The sequence below is a fragment of the Vibrio penaeicida genome (assembly GCF_019977755.1).
GTDB lineage: Bacteria > Pseudomonadota > Gammaproteobacteria > Enterobacterales > Vibrionaceae > Vibrio > Vibrio penaeicida.
In genome coordinates, this window is the sequence record NZ_AP025144.1 from 1,869,464 (window position 1) to 1,887,100 (window position 17,637).

Genomic DNA, 17,637 nt, shown 5'->3' on the forward strand with positions numbered 1-17,637 from the left:
AGTAACTAGTGGCTGTTATTATTAACAGGAATGGCATTACTAATTCTGAGTAAAGTAATAAGTTCAAGAGGTTGCCCATGCGCGTTTTCAATTCGCATTACTCGTTTCTTCTCGATTAAACGCTTATAGAGATAAACAATCGCACCAACGCCAGAGGAGTCTAAAAATGAGACTTGAGATAAGTCTATTTCGACTTCTTTATGTGTATCTTCGAAAATGACTTTATCTATTTGAGGCTGTAACGACTTACATCCCATTGCATCCATATCGCCTAATACAGACAGAGTAAGTAGTTGAGGGCTTTGTTCTGATCTTTGCATTTCCATAGGTCTCTCCTGTTGTTGGAAACGTTATGCCTAAAGATTTAGCACAATATGTGCCAATAATTAATTACTTAAATTACAGTCGCATAGCAATATTTACTAAAGGTTTCGCAATTTGAAATGCGTAGTTTCTTTCAATTTGACAATAGGACACAGGTTGCATTTATGCTAATTCTCAAAATGAGAATAGTTGAATATAGAGGCAGTTAGCTGTGCTCCAGGCTCTCAAACATAGTTAAAGTACTGAGCCAATGTCTTAGAAGTGATAATTACCGAAGTTGTTCTGTTGGTATGTTGATGCGTGATTGACGTGTTACTAATGTATAGGGGTGGGTGATTTTTGAGCAGGTGAAGAGCTGAAAAATGCACCCAAATTGGAATATGTCATCATAACTTGAGGTGGAGTATGGTTTGCAAATCGTTTTTTCTCTTCCTTACTCTCATTACTGTTAACCTCATAAATTCTGTGGTTTTATCGGCGAAGACCATCACAGGCGTTCAAGACCGCTGGGCACCGTTTTCTATGCAAGGTGAAGAGCGAGGTATTGCTGTTGATATCGTGACAGCAGCTTTTGAAACTCAAGGTTATGACCTTAATTTTAAACTTATGCCATTTGCTAGAGCCATACACGAAGTCAAGAAAAGCCGTGTAGATGTGTTAGTGGCGACTTGGTATACCGAAGAAAGGGCGTCATACCTAGAGTACAGCAACCCATATTTTTACAATAAAGTGAAATTCATTAAGCTTAAAGGCGATCCGTTTGAATACTTTGGAATGGAAAGTTTACGAGGACGAAATATCGGTATTGTTAGAAGTTATGGCTACGGTGATGAATTCTTGAGCTCCTTACTGTTTAGGCGTGATCCCGTTTCAGACACATTGAGTAACCTTAAGAAGCTCATAGCTGGCAGGATAGATCTAACACTAGAAGAACCCATTGTTGCGTCATTTCTAATGACAGAAAATGGATTGGATCCCAATTTGTTTGATGTTTCAGAAAACTCACTTTCAGTAAATGCGTTACACATTACAATGAGTAAAAACCATCCTAATGCGAGCCAATTGATCCATGATTTCAATATAGGCTTAAGAGAAATCAAGAAAAACGGGGTTTATTGGAAAATACTGGTTAAATACGGGCTTCAAGAAGAATAATAACGTGCGTGACCTTTCCGCAGGCGTGCACTCAAATTGATTCACAAATTTTGTGACTGCCAACTCTATAATTCATTCAGCGCTTTAATTGAGCTCTTTACTGGTAATTCAGTAAATAACGAAAATGTGGGGATAACTAATTGATTTAATTGGTTATTTCTGATAATTTGCTCACTAAATGCTCTGGTATGAGGTGTGCGAATATTTTGATATTCAGCATAGCCTGCGGTGGCTTGAGCAGGTAGACTAAATCTCATAAGTAGTAAAAATAAGAAGAAACATGCTAGACCAAACACATTCCAGTCACATTCAAACTGTCATCAATCAAAAAACTAAGCCACCAGGCGCGCTTGGTTTGTTGGAAGATACAGCACATCAACTGGCTTTGATTCAAAGCCAAAATAAATCGAATGCTATCAACAAAATCGTATTGAATAAGCCAAGGATGATCGTATTTGCTGGCGATCATGGAATTGCGGAAGAGGGCGTGAGTATTGCGCCAAGTGCGGTAACTCAACAAATGGTACAAAACTTTCTTGCAGGTGGGGCTGCAATAAACTGCTTTTGTACACTCAATAACATTGACTTGTCGATCGTTGATGCTGGCATTTTGCAGCCAGTGGAGTCGAACCAGAGTAACTATTTTGTGCAGCGCCTCGGTGCTGGAACCAAAAATTTTGTGAAAAGCTCAGCTATGTCTTTAGAGCAAGTCAATGAGGGGATATCGCTCGGGCGAACTTTGATTTCAGGTCTTAGCCAGCAAGGTACCGACATTCTTATGTTTGGCGAAATGGGGATCGGGAACACAAGTAGTGCATCGGCTTTATTAAGCTTAGCGCTCGGCATTGAAGCTGAGGAGTCTGTCGGGGCTGGAACGGGGATCAATCAAGAACAGCTTTCTCGCAAAGTAGAGCTTGTTCAACAGGCAATAGAGCGTAGCAATAAATCACATATCGGATTAGATCCTTTAGTAATGCTGAGCGAAGTAGGTGGTTATGAAATCGTTCAGATGGTTGGCGCCTTTTTAGAGGCTTGTGACAAGAAAATTCCTGTGTTGGTCGATGGGTTCATTGTCTCTGTTGCTGGGTTTGTTGCAATGCGAATCCAACCGGAAGTTCGTGATTACATGCTTTTCGCCCACTGCTCGGAAGAACATGCCCACAAATTGGTTCTCGAGGCGTTAAGAGCAAAACCCATGATCGATCTGGGTCTAAGGCTTGGCGAAGGCACAGGCGCTGCATTAGCGTATCCCCTTGTATTGGCTGCTGCCACTTTTTACAACGACATGGCAAGTTTTGATAGCGCAGGAGTAACTGTGTGAGTTGGCTGAAAACTCAGCTAGAATTGTTCTACCTTGCGCTGAGTTTCTTCTCTCGAATTCCAGTTCCGACTTCTACTCCCTATTCTGATGAACGTATGAATAGGGCGGGTCGATATTTTGCGGTTGTTGGCGCATTACTCGGTCTTTTATGCGCCTCTGTTTACGAGGCGTCAAATCTCATATTCTCACCCCAGATTTCAGTCTTTCTCACAATGGTATTTAGCCTTATGTTAACTGGTGCTTTCCATGAAGACGGTCTTACTGATATGGCGGATGGGATTGGCGGTGGCATGACTCGAGATCGCCGATTGTCAATCATGAAAGATAGCCGGATAGGAACCTATGGTGCCAGTGCACTAGTCATGGCGCTTTTAGGTAAATTCTTATTGCTTTCAGAATTAACAAACCATGAGAATATCTTTCTCATTTGGGTTGCGGGGTATACATTTAGCCGCGCAATTGCAGCCAGCTTTATCTTCGATACACCCTATGTTTCGGACTCTGATACCAGTAAAAGTAAGCCTCTTGCACAAAAACAATCTCTTTCTGAACTGTTGTTTATACTAGTTTGTGCTGTGGCTTCAATACTTTGGATGCCTCTAAGCACCGCCGTTATGGTTATTGCAATCGGAATCGCTTTTCGCATCATGTTTAAGCGCTGGTTAATGGCACGAATAGGTGGCTTTACTGGTGATTGCTTAGGTGCTGCTCAACAACTTTTGGAGCTTCTTTTCTATTTGGTTGTATTAGGGGGGATGGGAGTATACGTATGAAAAATCATCACTTGGTTTTAGGTGGCGCACGAAGCGGGAAATCGACTTATGCTGAAGGGTGTGTACAAGAAATAGCAAGTAGCTCTACCTTAAAGAAAATCTACATCGCGACCGCGATATCTTTTGACGGAGAAATGTCACAGCGGATCGATATACATCAGCAAAGAAGAGGGGAGAGCTGGAATCTCATTGAAGAACCTCTAAATCTTGCCGAAGTCATCCAATCATTAGATGAAGGCTGTGTCGTCTTACTAGATTGCCTGACGTTATGGCTAAATAATGTTTTATTTGAGTTAGGTGACGATGCGATGGATAGCCAAGTACACGAAAAAGTGGAAGAACTTGTCCACGCCATTGCCACTTCTCGTTGTCGCCTTGTTGTGGTGTCTAACGAAGTCGGAATGGGGATTGTCCCGTTGGGTAAAGTTAGCCGTTTGTTTGTTGATCATGCAGGTTGGATGAATCAGAAGGTCGCGTCTGTATGCAGTAATGTCACGTTTATTGCTGCCGGTTTGCCCTTGTCTTTAAAATCTTAAAGGCTGATAAGAAATGAAAACCCCTACCAATTACAACATCTATTTAGTAAGACACGGAAAAGTGACGGGCGAACCTGCTTTGAATGGCTGGACTGATGCAAAAGTGCCAGAAACAGCACAGTCTCAAATTGCTTCAGATTTGGTATCGGAAATCGGTACTTTTAATTCTATCATTTCATCACCATTATCTCGTTGTTTGAATTTAGCTAAACTCATATCGTCAGGGAAAGACTCGACGGTCAAAGATAGCGCTCAACCATCAGCAAGTGTTGAAGTTTCAGAAGCCTTCAAAGAAATGTTTTTTGGCGATTTAGATGGCAAACCATTCAATGCAATAGAATCTAAATGGCATCTTCTCGATGATTTTTGGCGTGATCCTGCTGGTCATCCATTGCCCAACGCCGAAACATTAGAAGAATTTCACCAACGAGTTGAAGCTAAATGGCGATCATTAACTCAAACTTGTCAGCAAGATACCGTTGTTGTTACGCATGGTGGTGTAATCAGAATTATACTAGCCAGCATTCTGGGTTTAGATTGGCGCAACCCTGCACTTTACTCTACATTATTAATCGCTAATGCCTCTGTTACCCATATAGAGCTTTGCAAAGCAGAGCAAGTTTTCGTAAAAGTGAGGAGCGTTGGCGTTACTATAAGGAAATAAAAAATGACAGCTCCAAGCTGGGATCTCAGTGTCGCATATCAAAATCTCAATGACGCCAGAATAGAAAAGGACATTCACACCATTGAGCAAGGTATCGACCAGCTCAACTATCATGCCAAACAAGGTTTTGCAGAGGGTGACCAACTCGTTAACCAAATCCAAAAAGGCATTGTTACTTACTCCAATGTATTAAAAACCCTCCGAACAATTTCAAGTTTCGCCAATTGCTACGCCTCGGTGGATTCAACGCTGAGTAGAGCAAAGCAATTGGTTGGTCGTACAACTAAACTCGGTGCTAATCTTCAACAAGCATATAGCCCATATCAAGATAAGCTGGCAACGTCAGAAGAAAGTATCGTTGAGAAAGTGCTCAATCATGAGTGTGACGATGTAAAAGCGCAGCGCTTTGCCATTCGCTGCCTCCGAGAAAAAGCGTTGCAAAGGTTATCTGTTGAACAAGAGCAATTGTTATCAGCACTGCAAGTGGATGGAAAAACAGCTTGGGGTCGTTTGTACGATAACCTAACCGGTACGCTGAAAGTGGATGTTTCTTATAAAGATGGCTCATCAGAAACAATGGCTTTGTCGCAAGCTGCGAGTGAGCTATTTAGCGGTAATGTTGATAAACACGAGCCCACATGGCGTGGCATTCAGGCTGCTGTGGGGACGCACCAAGAAACGTTCGCATCTATCGTCAATGCTTTAGCGGGTTGGAGACATACAGAAGCGCAGAAGCGTGGAATCGCCAATTTCCTAGAGCCAAGTTTGAACGACAGCCGCATATCAGAAAAAACGCTCGAAGCATTGATTGGTAGCGCACGAGACAATAAAGAAATTTCGCAAAAAGCCGCTCGTTTAATGGCGATTGTAAGAGGATCTGAGTCCCTAACACCTTGGAATATGCACGCGGCAATGCCGTCTTTAACAGATGGAGTCACCAAGGTTTACGAATTTGATGAAGCGATTGAAATCATTAAGAACGCGTTTGCTTCTGTCTCTCAGGAAATGGCTGATTTTGTTGACCTTATGGTTGAAAACGGCTGGATTGATGCAGCACCTCAGCCTAATAAGAGGCAAGGTGCTTACTGCACCAAGCTTGCAAGTACACGTACTCCACTTGTCTTTATGACGTGGAGCGGCAGTCAAAAAGATTTGATTACTCTTGCCCATGAGCTGGGTCACGCATTCCATAACTGGGTAATGACGGATATGCCTCTTGCGGAAACGTCGTACCCAATGACGCTTGCCGAAACGGCCTCTGTCTTCGCAGAGAACATTGTCCGTGACGCACTATTGGAACAAGCAGAAAGCGATCTAGACAAACTGGAAATGTTGTGGGAAGAGTTGTTTGCCTGTGTCACCTTTATGCTAAATATCCCAGTGCGTTTCGAATTTGAACGTGAATTTTACGAAAAACGTAAAAACGCAGAGCTGTCGTCAGAAGAATTGTGCACGTTAATGGATAGCACTTGGCAAGAATGGTATGGCAGCGTTATGCCAGAGTCAGACACCTACTTCTGGGCGAGCAAGCTCCACTTCAGTATTCCTGAAGTTAATTTTTATAACTACCCATACCTATTTGGCTACCTATTCAGTAAAGGCGTTTATGCACAGCGTGAATCTAAAGGTGAGCACTTCTACCCAGATTACGTAGCGTTACTTCGCGATACGGGGCGAATGAAAGCAGAAGAAGTCGTAGAAAAACACCTAGGCATGAACTTGGAAGAAAAAGCGTTCTGGCAACAGAGCATTGATCAAGTCGAGCAGAAAATTTCTGAATTTGAAGCATTATTGGCGAAGATTAATAGTTAAGACACTTTCGGCGGAGTGACTCTCCGCCGAACTTACCAATATGTATTCAATTATCTAGAATAAATATCTTAAATTGTCTTTTTGTTTGGATTATATGTCTGCTAAGTAAAGGCGTTCGGTGTACTTTTTGCTATCCTACATGTAACATTGTTGCAACAGATGTTGGGCCGGACAGGGAGTTGTACAATGCAGGGTTCACTTTTCAAACAGTCTTTTCTTTACGATACATTGGATCTGGATGAGGGATTTTCCCCTCAATCTCTTTCATTATCGTCAGGTCTTTTAAATTGGGTTGATCGTGGTGTCCTTCTTTGGGAGCCCAAGCAACTTTCTCAAGACAGTAAGAATGTCATCGTTTCTGCTGGTATCCATGGCGACGAAACCGCGCCAATGGAGTTAGTTGACCAAATGGTGAACGATATCGTGGATGGCAGCTTTGAACCTACTTCAAGATGTTTACTCATTTTGGGACACCCTCAAGCGACAAACCAACACACACGCTTTGTGACAGAAAACTTAAATCGTTTGTTTGATGAAACCGAACGACCAGGAACCATCGAAACAGACATTGCGGAAAAACTAAAAGCACACGTTAAATCGTTTTTTGAAGGTACCGAGCAGACTACTCGCTGGCACCTAGACTTGCATTGCGCGATTCGCGCATCCGAGCACTTTACGTTCGCGGTTAGCCCTTACGTCGAACAACCTGTTCGCTCTAAAGAAGTCGTTGAATTTCTAGAGGCAGGGCAAATAGAAGCGCTGCTGCTTTCGAATTCTCCGACCAGTACCTTTAGTTGGCACTCGGCACAGTTTTATGGTGCACAAGCGTTAACAATGGAGCTTGGCAGAGTTTCAAAGCTCGGCAGTAATGACCTGGGTTTAATTTCTGCTTTTGATCTTTCACTTCGCGCATTACTTTCAAACGATTCGATGCCAGCAAAGAAAGACGCTTTAAAAGTGTATGCAGTTAGCCGCACTATCATTAAGAACCACCTCGATTTTAGTTTCACTTTTTCTGACGGCGTATCGAACTTTACACGTTTTGATAAAGGGGAGCTCTTGGGATTCGATGGCGATACATTACTGTACGCTGAGAAACAAGGTGAAGCCATTGTGTTTCCAAACCCAAAAGTAGCGTTGGGTCAACGAGCTGTTGTTATGGTTGTTGAATCTGAAACTTGCTTTGAAAACGACCAGTTAGTAACGGTTAATGTAGATTGATACTTGCTTAATATGGTTTTTTATCGGTATGGTAGCGAGATGCTGACAAACCATACCGATATGAACTTTAACCAACTTATTCTAAACAAGCAGCGCAGATGGAAAAATTGCTTCATTGCAAGTTCGATCTTGCTGCTCGTCCTCTGCTTTAGCTACCTTTCTATCGGTGAAGTACTTATTTCGCCCTTCAACTTTTCCGAACCACTCAATCAAATGCTACTTGTGGAGCTAAGATTGCCTAGGTTGCTTGCCGCTCTAGCGATTGGGTCTGCACTGGCGATTTCAGGTGCGAGTCTTCAGGTGCTGCTGGGAAACTCGCTCGCCGAACCGGGTGTACTCGGTATTTCAGGTGGTGCCAGTTTGGCAATGGTTGTCGTATTGTTTCTGCTCCCCGTGATGCCAAGCCCTGAAGTATCGATGCTGGCTGCAATAGCAGGGTCGTTGCTCTTTACGCTTTTGATTGTAGGTATGGCGAGAAGCCTAAAGTTAAGTACACCAAGGTTACTATTGGTCGGTGTTGCGCTTGGTATTTTATCGGGTGCTGTGGTGACTTGGGCATTCTATTTCAGTGACGACATGAGCATGCGCGTACTCATGTACTGGTTGATGGGCAGTATAGGGGGCACCAGTTGGCATCAACACACTCTCACATTGTTTATGGTTCCTGTTGTTGTCTGGTTATGCTTACAAGGTAGCAAACTCGACAAACTTATGGTGGGGGAAACACATGCTAAACAGCTTGGTGTCGATGTTGACCAATTACGTTGGCGCTTGATCCTCGCAGTATCTCTGTTGGTTGGAATGTCCGTTGCCTTGGGAGGAATCATCAGTTTCGTTGGTTTAGTGATTCCACATTTACTGCGGTTAGCCTTTGGAACAGAAAACAAATACCTTTTACCTATGTCAGCTATTGCTGGTGCTGGTCTGTTGGTATTTGCAGACATACTGGCTAGAGTTTCTCTCGACTCCGCTGAATTACCTCTTGGTGTTGTTACCACAACGATTGGTGCGCCTTTCTTCATTTGGATGCTATTAAGAAACCATGATTTGCGTTGATGCTTTGTCTGTAGGAAATCGACTTCTGCCTCTTTCATTTAAAGTGGAAAAAGGGGATGTACTGCATGTTATTGGTCCGAATGGTAGCGGGAAAAGCACATTGCTTTCTGCCTTGTCAGGTTTACTTGGGTATAAAGGCGAGATTCATTATGGTGACCGAAACATTGAACAGCTTTCACTTGAAGAATTAGCCGCCGTTCGTGCCTATCTTGTTCAACAAGAACGTCCAGCCTTTACCATGACGGTGCTTCAATTCCTGTCTCTTTCCGTGCCCAATGGTTATACGCTTACCGATTTGGGTAAGCCATTGGAAACACTATGTTCTCAGTTACAGGTTGATGACAAATTGGTGCGCGATACCACCACCTTGTCCGGAGGAGAGTGGCAGCGCGTGAGATTAGCTGCAATGTGCATTCAAGTGATGCCTCAATGGAACCCTTACGGGAAGTTATTGATTCTAGATGAGCCAGCAGCTCCATTAGATATAGGGCAAGAGTCTCTGCTGTATGAATTGATCGAACAAATTTCAAAGCTCGGCATCACGGTAGTAATGGCAAATCATGATTTAAATAGAACCCTACAATATGCAGATAAAGTGCTGTTGCTTGAAAATGGCACGTCTAAAGGGTTCGGAGACGTAAAGGAAATCATGAATCCCGAGCTGCTAGCAAAAGTGTACAAAACGAAGATCAGGCGAGTTGAGTTAGAAGGGGCGCCACACTTAATTTTCAGGTGAGTTAGATCATGATCTTGAAGCCACTGATTTGGAGCCAAAAAACCGCCCAGTGGAGCGTGGGCGGAAAAGTGGGACTATTATTATTGAAATAATATGATTACCCAAACATAGCGCTAACCTATAAAGACCAGCGCTACGCAGGCAGATTCTAAAAATTACGAAACACTAGGGTAGGTTTTGTAATGAACTCCCATCATTTGTTCCATACAGTGAACAACTTGGCAGCTGTAGCCAAACTCGTTGTCGTACCAAATGTAAAGTACGCAGCGGTTGTCTTGAGCAATCGTTGCTGCACCATCAACAACACTTGGGTGACGTGACCCTACGATATCAGTAGACACCACTTCGGTTGACTCCGTGTAATCAATCTGCCCAGCCAACGCGGAATTCAGTGCCATTTCGCGGAGGTATTGATTCAACGATTCCTTGTCGACTTCTGATTCCAAGTTCAAATTAGCAACGGCCATTGAAACGTTTGGCGTTGGGACTCGAATAGAGTTACCTGAGAGTTTCCCAGCGAGTTCAGGGAGTGCTTTTGCCACAGCACTTGCAGCGCCAGTTGAGGTAAGAACCATATTCAGTGAAGCACTTCGACCTCGACGCTCACCTTTGTGGAAGTTATCAATGAGGTTTTGATCATTGGTATAAGAATGGACAGTTTCAATATGACCAGAGTGGACGCCATATTTGTCGTTAATGGCTTTTAAAACTGGTGTTATGGCGTTAGTTGTGCAACTTGCTGCAGAAACAATGGTGTCTTCTGGCAGGATCATGTTTTCGTTAACGCCAAATACGATGTTTTTAATATTACCTTTACCAGGTGCAGTTAGCAGTACCTTAGAGGCACCGTTGCAAGATACGTGTTGACCAAGCCCTTCAGTATCACGCCAAACACCCGTATTATCGACAACAAGAGAGTCTTGAATACCATATTTACTGTAATCAACTTCTTCAGGTTTGTTTGCGTAGATGAACTGAATGTAATTGCCATTTGCGATGATGGCTTTGCGCTCTTCATCAATAATGATGCTGCCATTAAACTGACCGTGAACGGAATCACGACGAAGCAAGCTAGCACGCTTTTCAAGATCACCTTTTTTACCACCACGTACAACAACAGCACGAAGCCTCAAAGGGTATCCAGGGCCACTTTTCTCAACCAAAAGTCGCGTAAGCAGACGACCAATACGACCAAAGCCATAAAGTACGACATCGCGAGGCTCAGTCATTGGTTCGCCGTTTAATGGCTCGACAAGAGCTGTTGACAAGTAATCACGTAGATTGGTTTCATCTTCATTGTTTTGCCAGTAGCCATGAGCAAGTTGCCCAACATCAATACGGCAAGGGGATAGTGACATTTCATTTAGACGCTGCAAAACAGGTAGAGTTTGCGACGGAGAAAGGTCGTTACCGACATAACGTCGAGCGAGTCGGTGTGCTTTAACAATATCAATAGTCGATGCGTTAACGAGAGGGCGACCAAAAAGCAAAACTTCTACGCCTTTTTGTCGGTAAAGCTGACCAAGAATAGGGAATATGGATTCAGCATTGGTTTGGCTTGTTTGCCAGTCTAGAAGGTGTTTTTCTGGACTCATCTTTACTTTAGACCTTTTCACGTTTTATAGCTTAGATACAGCCTCACGGCTCAATCATAAGCTGGGTTAGGGATAATATTTTTATGTAGGATGTTTGTTATATTTATGCGTGAGGATTGTAAAGTTGAGATGCTTATTCTGCTAGTAAAATTAATGATGGTGCTAAGCACGCTATAATTGATACTTGATGGTTTAAAACACCTAAAAAGACAAATGCTATGAGTGGAATTTGAAACATTTTGTTTACTTATGATTCGCTTAATTCGCGACGTAAACGTTTGGCATCACGGAAGATGAGGTGTTTTGGTGTTAATTACATAGAAAAGTGTGATCTAATTGGCGGCAATTACGCCTTGCCGCCTTAGATGGAGAAAATCTGACCTTCATTGCGGGCAATGAATTCGTCGAACTCAAAATTTACGGGTTGAAGCTGGATTTGTTGCTGTGTTGCCATATTAGGATCTTGTTTTTTGTGATCTGCTTCAGGGTAAGTTAATACCAAAGCTGTAGCGAACGCTGCCAAATAAAAAGCAAACACGCTACGCTTTCTTAAAGCTTGCTTAATGCGCTCTCTTTTACTTACTTGTAATGTCATCATAATCTCCTTCTATAGTAGCACTGCGGCGAGTATTTGAACTGAATGTATGAAAGCCGTCTTTTTCCATTTTGCGTTCTAATCTTTTTCCCATAATTACTGCTGCAATGCCGATAAAAACCGCCATGAACAGACCAGTAAACAACGTAACAAGCCCAACAATAACTGATGCGATTGATAGTAAAATTCGTTTCATGGTGTTCCTTATGCTTCTTAATGAGTGAGTTCATATTAAGGAAAGATCTATGAATAGAAGATGAATGTATGATTCATACAATCGTTAGTTGCTTTAACCGTTGAAAACAAGGAGAATGGCGCCCTTTTTAGCGCCTGTGCGCTACTTCATAAAATGAGATTTTTTAATATGAGTTTTTCCTCTTTGGGTTTATCTGCTGAAATCATGAAAGCGATTGAAGAGCAGGGGTACGAAACTCCCTCACCAATTCAAGCTAAAGCGATACCAGCAGTCATCAAAGGAAAAGATGTTATGGCTGCTGCCCAAACGGGAACGGGAAAAACTGCTGGTTTCACACTTCCAATCCTAGAGCGCCTTGCAAAAGGACCTAAAGTTAAAGCAAACAATGTACGTGCACTTGTGCTGACTCCGACTCGTGAGTTGGCTGCACAGGTGAACGGTAGCGTTGTAAAATACGGTAAATACCTGCCTTTAACCTCCAATGTTGTTTTTGGTGGTGTGAAAATTAACCCTCAAATGATGAAGTTGCGTAAAGGTTCCGATGTTTTGGTGGCAACACCGGGAAGGTTGTTGGATCTTTATCAACAAAATGCGGTTAAGTTCTCTCAGTTGGAAGTGTTGGTTTTAGATGAAGCCGATCGTATGTTGGATATGGGCTTTATCCGAGACATTAAAAAAATCTTGTCCTTCCTGCCTACTCAGCGCCAGAACTTACTGTTTTCAGCGACGTTTTCTGACGACATTCGCCAGTTAGCAAAAGGTTTAGTTAAGAACCCAGAACAAATTTCTGTCAGCCCTCCTAATGCGACAGCCAAAACGGTAGAACAGTACCTGTACTCCGTAGACAAAAAGAGGAAGCCATCAGTTCTTGCTCAGTTGATTAAAGATAATGATTGGAAGCAGGTGCTTGTATTTTCAAAAACAAAACACGGTGCGAATAGACTCAGTCGTTTTCTAGAAGCAGAGAAAATCTCTTCTTCGGCTATTCATGGTAATAAAAGCCAAGGTGCTCGTATCAAAGCTTTAGAGCATTTCAAAACAGGCCAAATAAAAGTGCTTGTTGCGACGGATATTGCTGCGCGTGGCTTGGATATTCCTCAACTGCCACAAGTTGTTAACTTCGATCTGCCTCATGTTCCAGAAGATTACGTACACCGAATTGGTCGTACTGGTCGTGCAGGCGAGTCGGGTAAAGCGTATTCACTCGTTTGTGCCGATGAAGCCAAAGAGCTGTTTGCTATTGAACGCTTAATCCAGAAGCTGATTCCGCGAGAAACGCTAGAAGGTTATGTACCTGTTCATCCACTTCCAGCTTCTAAACTTGATACTCGCCCGATCAAGCCGAAGAAGCCAAAGAAAAACAAAAACTTTGGTGGGCAGAATGAAGAAGGCAAGTCCAACTCTAATTCTTCCAACAAGAACCAGAAGCAAGGCAATCAGAAAAGACGTTTTAACTCTGACGAACAAAAGCCTAGACAGGGAAGAAGCAATCGTAATTCGAACGAGAACAAAGGCGTATCTGAGAAGCCAGTAAGAAAGCCTCAGCGCAGACATAAGCCTAAGCCTAGCGCTAACAAAGCCTAGTACTAACAAAGCTTGAGGTTGTCATAGCCCAACAAACAAAAGATTTGATTAGACTGTATTTGGTCTTTGAAATAGAAGAAAAGCGCCAAGTAAAATGGCGCTTTTCTTGTTTCTAGCTAGTTGAAACATTGAGCTTTTTGAAACGCTTAGGCTCCTGAAACTGGCTCCAAATCGGAATAGCACTTAGGTACACGAGGGCAAACAGCACCGCGAGAACAAATCAAGCGAGCCCGATTATCTATTCCACGCTCTACCCAGTTGATGTTAAGTATCCGCGCCACAGTCATTAGCAACTTCCGAACTTTAAGCGGAATGATTGCCGTACCACCATTTTGAACACATGCGTCCTTTAAGAGATTAGCGACGGCAACAGAATCATGTCCCTGTGCGTCAATTGCAGGGTTGAGATCCACACCAGTACACAAAACGTGTGGATTTCCCGCTAAATCCATGACTTTCTTTGATTCACAGCAGTAAATATGTGGAACGTCGTTTTGGTAAAGAATGGAAATTTGCGCAACGGTTTTATCATCGTTCAGCTTGTCATCATTCGACACCATTCGAAATACCGACCAGTGCTGACAAGGATCTTCCACCATCCGCATATTTCCCCATGGCAGGGGAATGCCATTCCCGCGATATACCGCTTTGAGTTTACCGGGATTGTATGCGTCGAAATAATGCCAGTGTGGGTAGGGAGAAACCGCTGTCATACGCCGCATTGCAATGGATTCAGACACCCCAGCTTGTTTACAAACGTCGATCTCATAGCCATTTCTATCGAGTAGCTGACGGAAAGGAACCCGTGGGCAGAGTAGAGCACCAGCAAAGAATGAGCACTCGAAATCTCGCCAAGCATGGAGAATCTTGGTGGAATCCAATTCAACAGATCCACCAGACTTAGATTCATCGCGAACCTCATAGCTTGGGTTGCTGTCGGCAACCACCATACTTTTTTCACCATCTCCATCATGCAGAACCATATGCCCAATGTTGACCGCTAAATCGTATTTAAGGCGAATAGAATCTTTTTTCAAAGACTTATTCAAATGTAAGGTAGCCGGCGCTTCAAAGTAAGAGCGAAGAACACGATGAACTTCTATGCCATTAGAGCTCACGCTGCTTTGCGTGGATTTTTCAAACCATTTGATCTTCAAACCGACGCTTTCACAGATTTCGAGCAAATCTTCCACACTGAGTGGCATTCGCTTTTTACCGATTTCTTCTGCTGCACGTTCCAGATCAGGGAAGTGGTTTTGGTGATGCTCTTGGTGAGCACGTATCAGCAGATGCGCAAACTGCCGACCTGTTGTTCCTGTCTGAGAGAGCATTTCAGGAATAGCAATTTGCAGAATCTCATTAGAGAAAAGAAAACTGGGCTCTAGCGCCATTCCTCGAATGCCACCACGGCTTCCTTTCTCTGGCACGATCTCTTTCTGATCGTGCGCATCATCCAGAAACCATTGCACATTTTTCTGAAAAACAGACGCGATTACTTCCAGCATATCTTCACTCGGCACCCGTTTTCCTCGCTCTATCATCGACAAATACGAGACAGAAGGGGCGGATTCAGGGTCCAGTTTTACACAGCGTGACGACAGATCTTCCAGCGTTAAGTTGTTTCTTTTCCGTAGGTTACGGATTTTTGTGCCCAAAAAATGGGATTGTCTAAATAGACTTTTTGTATTTTTCATAGTTGTAAAATTTACATTGTGAAATTTTCTTTGTGAAATTTTAGTAAATATTTAGTTAAAGTGAATGTGTAGCGAACAATAAGCGAGCAGAAATGATTCAAAAGGAGAAGCTGCTCACTTAATCAACACTTTCCCTAAGGGAATAAATGAATATACAGACCAAGAATTTCACGAGGAATGAAGCGATGAGTCTACCGAAAACAAAGGAATGTCATTTTCATCAAGGCTTCTATGAGTTCATCAATCAGGAAGTACTGCCATTAACCGATTTGGAACCTAATGAGTTTTGGGAAAACGTGGCACGTTTAGTCAGCGATCTTACGCCTCGTAATCAAGCCCTACTGGCGAAGAGACATCAATTGCAAACTCAGATTGACCAATTTCACCGTGAAAATCGCTCGTTCTCTCAAAACCAATATCAATCGTTTTTAGAAGAGATTGGCTACTTAGAGGAAGAGGGACCGGACTTTCAAATCGAAACGCGAAATGTAGATGAAGAAATTGCTTCAATTGCAGGACCACAATTGGTTGTTCCGATTCGCAACGCTCGATTTGCTTTAAATGCTGCTAACGCGAGATGGGGAAGTTTGTACGATGCGCTTTATGGCACCGATGTGATTAGCCAAAACGGCGCGGGTATGAACGTAGGTAAAAAATACAATCAAGCACGTGGCAAAAAAGTGATTGCGTTTGCGAAAGACTTTTTGGACGAAGTTTTCCCTCTTAACGAAGGTTCGCACCACGACGTTGAAAGTTACACCGTTTACTTCAAAAACCTGCTGGCCTTTTTCCCTGATGGTACTCAGGCGGGCTTGAAACACCCTGGGCAATTTGTGGCAGCAAGCGATCTCGATAGAGAACCCACATCGATCATTTTACGAAACAACGGTCTTCATATTGAAATGATCATCAACAGCTGCGGAACCATTGGTAGCCAAGACTTAGCAGGCATTGATGACATTCAGATTGAATCGGCAATGTCGACCATTATGGACTTTGAAGATTCCATAGCCGCTGTCGACGGCGACGACAAAGTAGAAGCTTACACCAACTGGTTGGGTTTGGTTACGGGGTCACTTAAGTCTGAGTTTACCAAAAATGGCAAAACTCTAACGCGTAAGTTAAGTGACGATAAAGTGTACACCGGACGAAATGGCGACGACTACACCCTACATGGTCGTTCGCTTCTTATGATTCGAAACGTTGGTCACCTTATGGGTATCGACTTAATGACAGACCAAGAAGGAAACGAGGTGCCGGAAGGCATCATGGATGCCATCGTGACGTCTCTCATTGGCAGTATTGCCATCAAGAATTCAAGCGCATGTCGCGTCTCGAACAGCAGAACAGGAAGTATCTACATAGTGAAGCCCAAGATGCACGGACCTGAAGAGGTTGCGTTTTCCTGTGAACTGTTTAGCCGTGTTGAGTCCATGTTAGGTCTCGCTCCCAATACTTTAAAAATCGGGATTATGGACGAAGAACGCCGCACTTCATTAAACCTTAAAGAGTGCATTCGCCAAGCGAAAAACAGAGTGGTGTTCATCAACACGGGATTTTTGGACCGAACTGGTGACGAAATTCATACCAGTATGGAAGCCGGTCCCTTTCTTCCAAAAGGTGAGATCAAAAATCAGCCATGGATTGCTGCTTATGAGCAAAACAATGTCGCGGTTGGTCTTGCCTGCGGTTTCTCTGGAAAAGCTCAAATTGGTAAAGGAATGTGGGCAATGCCAGATGAAATGGCAGAGATGATGAAGCAAAAAGTGGCACACCCATTGTCTGGGGCGACCACAGCTTGGGTGCCGTCACCAACAGCAGCCACTTTGCATGCATTGCATTATCACCGAGTGAATGTTTTTGAATGCCAAAAAACATTAGAAATAGACGCAGGTTCACTCAAAAACAACATGCTTAAAATTGCCTTAATGCCGCAAGAAACCAACCTAACTGCGAAGGATATTGAACAAGAGCTGGAAAACAACATTCAAGGGATCCTTGGTTACGTGGTTCGTTGGGTAGAAATGGGAGTGGGGTGTTCGAAAGTGCCAGACATCAACAATGTAGGCTTGATGGAAGACAGAGCGACATTACGTATTTCCAGCCAGCACATTGCGAACTGGCTAGCACATAAAGTGTGCAAAAAAGAACAGGTTGAGAGCATCTTAGCGCGAATGGCAAAAGTAGTGGACGACCAAAACGAAGGCGAAAGTGGCTACAAACCAATGACGCCAGACATTGAATCGAGCACCGCGTATCAAGCTGCCAGAGCATTGATATTTAAAGGAGCAGCGCAGCCAAGCGGCTACACAGAACCGCTACTTCATGAATACCGAAAGCAAGCAAAGTACCAATGAATTAAGCAGTTGTATATT

General features: G+C 43.3%; 16 protein-coding genes. 11 read left to right on the forward strand and 5 right to left on the reverse strand.

Going from position 1 to position 17,637, the window contains the following annotated elements:
• Positions 1-5 precede the first annotated feature (5 nt).
• The gene (locus tag LDO37_RS08405; protein ID WP_101114785.1) at positions 6-326 is read right to left on the reverse strand and encodes an STAS domain-containing protein; all 321 of its coding nucleotides are present in this window, start codon (positions 324-326) and stop codon (positions 6-8) included.
• Between the two features lie 403 nt (positions 327-729).
• Here LDO37_RS08405 and LDO37_RS08410 point away from each other — a divergent pair, with 403 nt between their 5' ends.
• The 9 genes from LDO37_RS08410 to btuD all read left to right on the forward strand — a co-directional run bounded on the left by LDO37_RS08410 (position 730) and on the right by btuD (position 9,598).
• Complete coding sequence (locus tag LDO37_RS08410) at positions 730-1,479, forward strand: substrate-binding periplasmic protein (protein WP_126609736.1); 750 nt, start codon at positions 730-732, stop codon at positions 1,477-1,479.
• 280 nt (positions 1,480-1,759) lie between these two features.
• Positions 1,760-2,800, forward strand: a complete 1,041-nt coding sequence (gene cobT, locus LDO37_RS08415) for a nicotinate-nucleotide--dimethylbenzimidazole phosphoribosyltransferase (protein ID WP_126609737.1) — start codon at positions 1,760-1,762, stop codon at positions 2,798-2,800.
• The gene (locus LDO37_RS08420) at positions 2,797-3,573 is read left to right on the forward strand and encodes an adenosylcobinamide-GDP ribazoletransferase (protein WP_126609738.1); all 777 of its coding nucleotides are present in this window, start codon (positions 2,797-2,799) and stop codon (positions 3,571-3,573) included. Before cobT ends, LDO37_RS08420 begins: the two co-directional genes overlap by 4 nt.
• Complete coding sequence (cobU, locus tag LDO37_RS08425; RefSeq protein WP_126609739.1) at positions 3,570-4,109, forward strand: bifunctional adenosylcobinamide kinase/adenosylcobinamide-phosphate guanylyltransferase; 540 nt, start codon at positions 3,570-3,572, stop codon at positions 4,107-4,109. The genes LDO37_RS08420 and cobU overlap by 4 nt, the downstream gene beginning before the upstream one ends.
• 13 nt (positions 4,110-4,122) lie before the next feature.
• A complete protein-coding gene (locus LDO37_RS08430; RefSeq protein WP_126609740.1) occupies positions 4,123-4,773 on the forward strand; it encodes a histidine phosphatase family protein in 651 nt (216 codons plus the stop codon).
• 3 nt (positions 4,774-4,776) lie between these two features.
• Positions 4,777-6,585: a M3 family oligoendopeptidase gene (locus tag LDO37_RS08435; protein ID WP_126609741.1), complete on the forward strand. Its 1,809-nt coding sequence runs from the start codon at positions 4,777-4,779 to the stop codon at positions 6,583-6,585.
• A gap of 186 nt (positions 6,586-6,771) precedes the next feature.
• Entirely contained in the window at positions 6,772-7,806 is a 1,035-nt protein-coding gene (locus tag LDO37_RS08440; protein WP_126609742.1) for a succinylglutamate desuccinylase, read from the forward strand.
• Between the two features lie 60 nt (positions 7,807-7,866).
• Positions 7,867-8,862, forward strand: a complete 996-nt coding sequence (btuC, locus tag LDO37_RS08445) for a vitamin B12 ABC transporter permease BtuC (RefSeq protein WP_126609747.1) — start codon at positions 7,867-7,869, stop codon at positions 8,860-8,862.
• The gene (btuD, locus tag LDO37_RS08450; protein WP_126609743.1) at positions 8,849-9,598 is read left to right on the forward strand and encodes a vitamin B12 ABC transporter ATP-binding protein BtuD; all 750 of its coding nucleotides are present in this window, start codon (positions 8,849-8,851) and stop codon (positions 9,596-9,598) included. The genes btuC and btuD overlap by 14 nt, the downstream gene beginning before the upstream one ends.
• Before the next feature lie 155 nt (positions 9,599-9,753).
• On the opposite strand, the gene LDO37_RS08455 is transcribed toward btuD, so the two are convergent.
• From LDO37_RS08455 to LDO37_RS08465, 3 genes are all read right to left on the reverse strand, one after another.
• Positions 9,754-11,193, reverse strand: a complete 1,440-nt coding sequence (locus LDO37_RS08455) for a glyceraldehyde-3-phosphate dehydrogenase (protein WP_126609744.1) — start codon at positions 11,191-11,193, stop codon at positions 9,754-9,756.
• A 361-nt stretch (positions 11,194-11,554) separates the two neighbouring features.
• Positions 11,555-11,788 (reverse strand): hypothetical protein, encoded by a 234-nt coding sequence (locus LDO37_RS08460; protein ID WP_101114798.1) that lies wholly within the window; start codon positions 11,786-11,788, stop codon positions 11,555-11,557.
• The gene (locus tag LDO37_RS08465; protein ID WP_126609745.1) at positions 11,769-11,984 is read right to left on the reverse strand and encodes a hypothetical protein; all 216 of its coding nucleotides are present in this window, start codon (positions 11,982-11,984) and stop codon (positions 11,769-11,771) included. The genes LDO37_RS08460 and LDO37_RS08465 overlap by 20 nt, the downstream gene beginning before the upstream one ends.
• A 168-nt stretch (positions 11,985-12,152) precedes the next feature.
• Between LDO37_RS08465 and LDO37_RS08470 the strand changes: the two genes are divergently transcribed.
• Entirely contained in the window at positions 12,153-13,568 is a 1,416-nt protein-coding gene (locus tag LDO37_RS08470; RefSeq protein WP_126609746.1) for a DEAD/DEAH box helicase, read from the forward strand.
• 146 nt (positions 13,569-13,714) lie between these two features.
• Here LDO37_RS08470 and LDO37_RS08475 read toward each other — a convergent pair whose 3' ends face one another.
• Complete coding sequence (locus LDO37_RS08475; protein ID WP_224055411.1) at positions 13,715-15,262, reverse strand: DUF3612 domain-containing protein; 1,548 nt, start codon at positions 15,260-15,262, stop codon at positions 13,715-13,717.
• A gap of 185 nt (positions 15,263-15,447) precedes the next feature.
• On the opposite strand from LDO37_RS08475, the gene LDO37_RS08480 reads away from it, so the two are divergent.
• Entirely contained in the window at positions 15,448-17,619 is a 2,172-nt protein-coding gene (locus tag LDO37_RS08480; RefSeq protein ID WP_126606889.1) for a malate synthase G, read from the forward strand.
• The last annotated feature ends 18 nt before the right edge of the window (positions 17,620-17,637 follow it).